5 protein-coding genes and 1 tRNA gene are annotated in these 4,765 nt (G+C 39.0%); 2 read left to right on the top strand and 4 right to left on the bottom strand.

All coding sequences use genetic code 11. The features are described from left to right. The first annotated feature begins 86 nt into the window (after positions 1 to 86). Both GSY74_RS02695 and GSY74_RS02690 read left to right on the top strand, forming a co-directional pair. A tRNA-Met gene (locus GSY74_RS02695) sits at positions 87 to 163 on the top strand. A 129-nt stretch (positions 164 to 292) separates the two neighbouring features. After that, positions 293 to 1,876, top strand: a complete 1,584-nt coding sequence (locus GSY74_RS02690) for a SulP family inorganic anion transporter (RefSeq protein ID WP_164663573.1) — start codon at positions 293 to 295, stop codon at positions 1,874 to 1,876. 97 nt (positions 1,877 to 1,973) lie between these two features. Here GSY74_RS02690 and GSY74_RS02685 read toward each other — a convergent pair whose 3' ends face one another. Genes GSY74_RS02685 through GSY74_RS02670 form a run of 4 tightly spaced genes read right to left on the bottom strand, consistent with a single transcriptional unit; the run spans position 1,974 to position 4,579 of the window. Further along, a complete protein-coding gene (locus GSY74_RS02685) occupies positions 1,974 to 2,204 on the bottom strand; it encodes a hypothetical protein (protein WP_164663572.1) in 231 nt (76 codons plus the stop codon). Beyond that, on the bottom strand, positions 2,201 to 2,410 hold the full coding sequence (locus GSY74_RS02680; RefSeq protein ID WP_164663571.1) for a hypothetical protein: 210 nt from the start codon (positions 2,408 to 2,410) through the stop codon (positions 2,201 to 2,203). The genes GSY74_RS02685 and GSY74_RS02680 overlap by 4 nt, the downstream gene beginning before the upstream one ends. A 6-nt stretch (positions 2,411 to 2,416) precedes the next feature. Then, positions 2,417 to 2,950, bottom strand: coding sequence for a molybdopterin adenylyltransferase (gene mog / locus GSY74_RS02675; RefSeq protein WP_164663570.1), 534 nt, complete (start codon positions 2,948 to 2,950; stop codon positions 2,417 to 2,419). A 33-nt stretch (positions 2,951 to 2,983) separates the two neighbouring features. Then, positions 2,984 to 4,579: an ABC-F family ATP-binding cassette domain-containing protein gene (locus GSY74_RS02670; protein ID WP_164663569.1), complete on the bottom strand. Its 1,596-nt coding sequence runs from the start codon at positions 4,577 to 4,579 to the stop codon at positions 2,984 to 2,986. Positions 4,580 to 4,765: the final 186 nt, after the last annotated feature.

Raw genomic sequence — 4,765 nt, 5'->3', positions numbered from 1 at the left:
ATCAAGGAAGACGCGATTGAGCCATACCGAGGTATGCAAATGAGCTTCTAACGCAGAGTAAATGAAAAAGAGAATGATTTAAATGTCGCGAGATAGAGCAGTTTGGTAGCTCGTCGGGCTCATAACCCGAAGGTCGGTGGTTCAAATCCGCCTCTCGCAACCAACTTAAAAAAATTACTCATCTAACTCATTACTATAAAACTTCATCATTTTCAAAAGAGACTCCTAAGCTTAATCCTATTATGTTAAAATTCTGACTAATTTTATCCACTTATTTTACAAAGGAATTTTATTGATAAAACTTCAAAATTACTCTACACAAAACATCAAAAATGATGTTCTATCAGGTGCAGTTGTTGCCGTAGCTCTCATTCCAGAGGCGATTGCATTCTCTTTTATAGCAGGGGTTAGCCCAGTTGTTGGTCTATATGCTGCGTTTATTATCGGTCTGATTACCTCTATACTTGGTGGTAAACCAGGGATGATTTCAGGTGCTACTGGTGCTGTTGCCATCGTATTTGTCTCTCTTGGTCTTGGTATTGCAGAACTCCATCCCGAGCTTGGCAAAGAGGCACTCTCCATGCTTATACTCCACTATATTCTGCTCACCTCTATTATAGCAGGTATCTTTCAGATTATCGTGGGGCTTCTCAAAATGGGTAAATTTATCCGTCTTGTCCCACAACCTGCAATGTTTGGATTTGTAAATGGTCTTGCTATTGTTATTGCAGTGGCACAGTTCAAATTTTTTACCCCAAGTAACATGGATGAGTTGAGTGGTTGGGGAGAGATTCTCTCCGCTAGTTTTTCAGAAAATACGCTTATGTATATTTTAGTAGTTGTCACGATGGTTATTATGCACTTTTTACCCAAATATACAAAGGCTGTTCCATCAGGATTGGTCGCTATCGTTGGACTCACTCTTCTCATCTTCATTACAGGAGCAGAGACAAAGCTAGTTGGAGACCTAGCAGACCTCTCTAACACCTCTTTTCCTTCGTTTGTGATGCCCAACACTTCACTATTCAGTTTTGAAGCGATGTATCTCATCATCCCAACAGCTATTCTTGTAGGTTTGGTTGGTCTTATAGAATCATTATTAACACTATCCGTCCTAGATGAGATGAGTGGAAAAAGAGGTTCAGGAAACCGTGAGTGTGTTGCACAAGGGATTGGAAATGTCTGTTCAGGCTCATTTGGAGGAATGGCAGGTTGTGCAATGATTGGTCAGAGTATCATCAACTACACCTCTGGTGGTCTAGGTCGTCTCTCATCCTTCACAGCAGCCGTTCTACTTATCCTCTTGGTTGTCTCTTTCTCGGGCGTTATTGCTGTAATTCCAGTAGCCGTTCTTGTTGGAATCATGTTCATGGTAAGTATTGGTACATTTGAGTTCTCTAGCCTTCGACGAATCAAACATATGCCAAGAGCTGATGCTTTTGTACTTTTTACCGTTACTATTGTAACCGTCTTTGAAGATTTAGCAATCGCTGTTGTAGCAGGTATTATCATATCTGCACTCGTATTTGCTTGGGAACACGCCAAAATCTTCTCTAAGACGACTATAGATGATGAGGGTAAAAAAGTCTACTGTATTGACGGCCCTCTATTCTTCGCCTCGGTAACTTCGTTTGGTGAACAGTTCGATGTAGAGAACGACCCAAATGAAGTTGTGATTGATTTTGCAGGTGCTAGAGTTATGGATAGTTCAGGGGCAGAAGCTATTGATGCGATTACAGATAAGTACAGTAAAGCTGGTAAGAAACTGACGATTAAACACCTCTCTGAGGATTGTCGAAAGGTTCTAAAAACTGCTGGACCATTTTGTACTTTTAATGAGGATGATCCTACTTATAAGGTCGCGTATAACGCGTAGGTTCGGTAACACCGAACATTAAAATATAAAATACAAAAGAACTCATATATCTAAATTAAAATAATTATTGGATTTTTGATGTTCGGTGTTACCGAACCTACACAAACATCAATCCAACCAATAGTAACATAGCCAAAAGTATCACATACCCATACTTAGGATTTTTCGTCTTCATTGCTTTATAAAAAGACCAAAATAGAAGACCAATCACAAGCAGAGAAGAGATTAACCAAGGAATCATCCAAGGCATAGACTCATCTATCTGTTTGACTTGTTCTGCAAAAAGAGATATACTACTTAAAAGTGAAATCAGAGCTAATTTTCTCATTTTGCTAACTCCTCTTTTCCTAATCTATCTACCATTTTAATACTATCCAGTGCATTTACCAAAATTTGTTTGGTTGATTTTAGTGGTTTCATTCGTAGATTGGTCTGCTTTTTATCCAAAGACTCATCCATCAACACCACCATCACCTCTTTTTCTAGCTCATCATATATCTCTTGAAGCTTCTTCTCTATAAATTCAACATTCATAATATACTACTTCTGTTTAGGTCTAAAAATTTTAATGACCTCAACATCAGCCTCCATAAAAGAGCCACCAATCAGGTCAATACAGTATGGAACAGCAGGGAAAACAGCATCCAGACACTCACGAATAGATTTAGGCTTCCCTGGTAGATTGATAATCAACGCACCATCACAAATCCCCGCAGTCTGACGAGAGAGAATTGCTGTTGGAACAAACTGAAGACTCACAGACCGCATCTGCTCTCCAAACCCTGGTAATAGTTTTTGACACACATTCTCGGTAGCCTCTGTTGTCACATCTCTTGGAGCAGGCCCCGTTCCACCAGTTGTTACGATAAGGTCACACTTTTTATCCCTTGCCAACTCTATCAGTGTTGCTTCTATTATAGCCTGTTCATCAGGAATACATCGGTATTCATATTCACACTCATTGAGTAGATACTCTCTCATCGTATCCATTATCGCTACACCTGATATATCTTCGTATATACCTTGACTTGCTCTGTCACTTGTGGTTACTACGCCTATTTTTATCTTGTCCATTTTATATCCTAATTTTTATATAAGGATTTATCCTTACGCTCCATGCTCTGAAACAAAAGTCTCATAATCTCCTGCAAAGTCAATAATAGACCCATCACTATTAATCTTAATAATACGATTGGCAAAAGCATCAATCAACTCTCTATCGTGTGATACACAAATCACTCCACCTTGATAGTTGTGTAAAGCCTCTCCAAGAGAGACAATAGCCTCCAAATCCAAGTGGTTGTTTGGCTCATCAAGTACCAAGAAGTTAGCACTATCCATCATCATTTTTGATAACATGATTCGGTGCTTCTCTCCACCTGAACAGTCACCAACTGCTTTGCTCTGCTCTTCACCAGAAAACAACATTCTCCCAAGACATTTTCTAATCTCATCTATATGCCATTTTGGGTCATAACCCTGTATCCATTCATATAGTTTATCACTACCTTTTACAAAGTCTGTTGTGTTTTGAGGGAAGTATGTGGTTGTGATGGTTTGACCCCAGTTAAATGAGCCTGAGTCTCTTGCTACTTTCTCCATGATTATATCTAATAGCGTTGTTTTCCCTACACCATTACCACCTATGAGTGCAATCTTATCACCCTTTTCTACTTTGAAAGATATATCAGAAAAGACATCATCATCACCATATCTCTTGGCAAGATTTTTAATAGAAAGCACTTCGTTACCAATATCTCTATGTGGCTTAAACATAATAGATGGGTCTCTTCTTGATGAGAGTTGTATCTCTTTTACATCTAATTTGTCTAGTTGTTTCTGACGGCTAGTTGCCTGTTTTGCTTTTGAAGCATTTGCAGAGAATCTAGCGATAAATTTCTCTAACTCATCTTTCTCTTTACTCGCTTTGGCATGATTCACCTGTGCCTGTTTAGCTATAAGATTCGCCGCGATATACCACTCATCGTAATTACCTGTGAACTCTCGTATATTTTGAAAGTCTAGGTCTAATATATGTGTGACAACATTGTTGAGGAAGTGTCTATCGTGAGAGATAACAATCATCGTCCCCTCATGTCGTTTTAGCTCTCTCTCCAACCATGCGATAGACTCAATATCCAAGTTGTTAGTAGGCTCATCAAGAAGTAGTACATCTGGTTTGAGAAAAAGAACTTGTGCTAGTAAAATCTTGAACTTATCTCCACCTGTAATCGAAGACATCAAGTCACCATGCTCGGTTGATGGAAAACCAAGTGCTTCAAGTAGTTTCTCTATCTTGACATCTGACTCATAAGTGGGATCCTCATCAGCACAAATCATCTCAAGCTCGCCCAATCTGTCATTGACTTTATCATCCTCAAAGTCACCTGTCATATAGAGATGCTCTTTCTCTTTTTGTGCATCATAGAGTTTTTTGTTTCCATAGAGAACAGCGTCTGTAAGAGTAAACTCCTCAAATGCATACTGGTCTTGACTCAAAACACCCATTCTAAATCCTGGTTGTATCTGAACATCTCCATCTGTCTGCTCTATCTCTCCTGAGAGTATCTTCAAAAATGTAGACTTACCTGCACCATTGGCTCCGATGAGTCCGTATCTTTTACCACCATCTAGCGTGATGCTTATCTTATCAAAAAGTACTCTTTTACCGTATCTTTGTACTATATTTACTGTGCTTAACAATATTCTATCCTTGCTCTAAATAATTGTGGCATTTTATCATAAAGATTAGTAAAAACTCATTGAAGAAGTTCCAAATGGCGAGGCTAAAGCCCAATGCCAATGAATTAAGGATTTAGACAAGGGAATCCCTTGTCTCTACTGTTTTGAAATTGAAATATTGTAGGGACAATGGCACTGCCTTGTCCT

This window comes from Sulfurovum sp. bin170 (assembly GCF_010892395.1).
Lineage (GTDB): Bacteria > Campylobacterota > Campylobacteria > Campylobacterales > Sulfurovaceae > UBA1140.
The sequence above is the reverse complement of the archived record's forward strand: the minus strand, read 5'-3'. Positions and strand labels throughout refer to the sequence as shown.

Coding starts and splice junctions, on each gene's coding strand:
- GSY74_RS02685 (WP_164663572.1), bottom strand. CDS start 2,204: ATGAGAAAATTAGCTCTGATTTCACTTTTAAGTAGTATATCTCTTTTT.
- GSY74_RS02680 (WP_164663571.1), bottom strand. CDS start 2,410: ATGAATGTTGAATTTATAGAGAAGAAGCTTCAAGAGATATATGATGAG.
- mog (WP_164663570.1), bottom strand. CDS start 2,950: ATGGACAAGATAAAAATAGGCGTAGTAACCACAAGTGACAGAGCAAGT.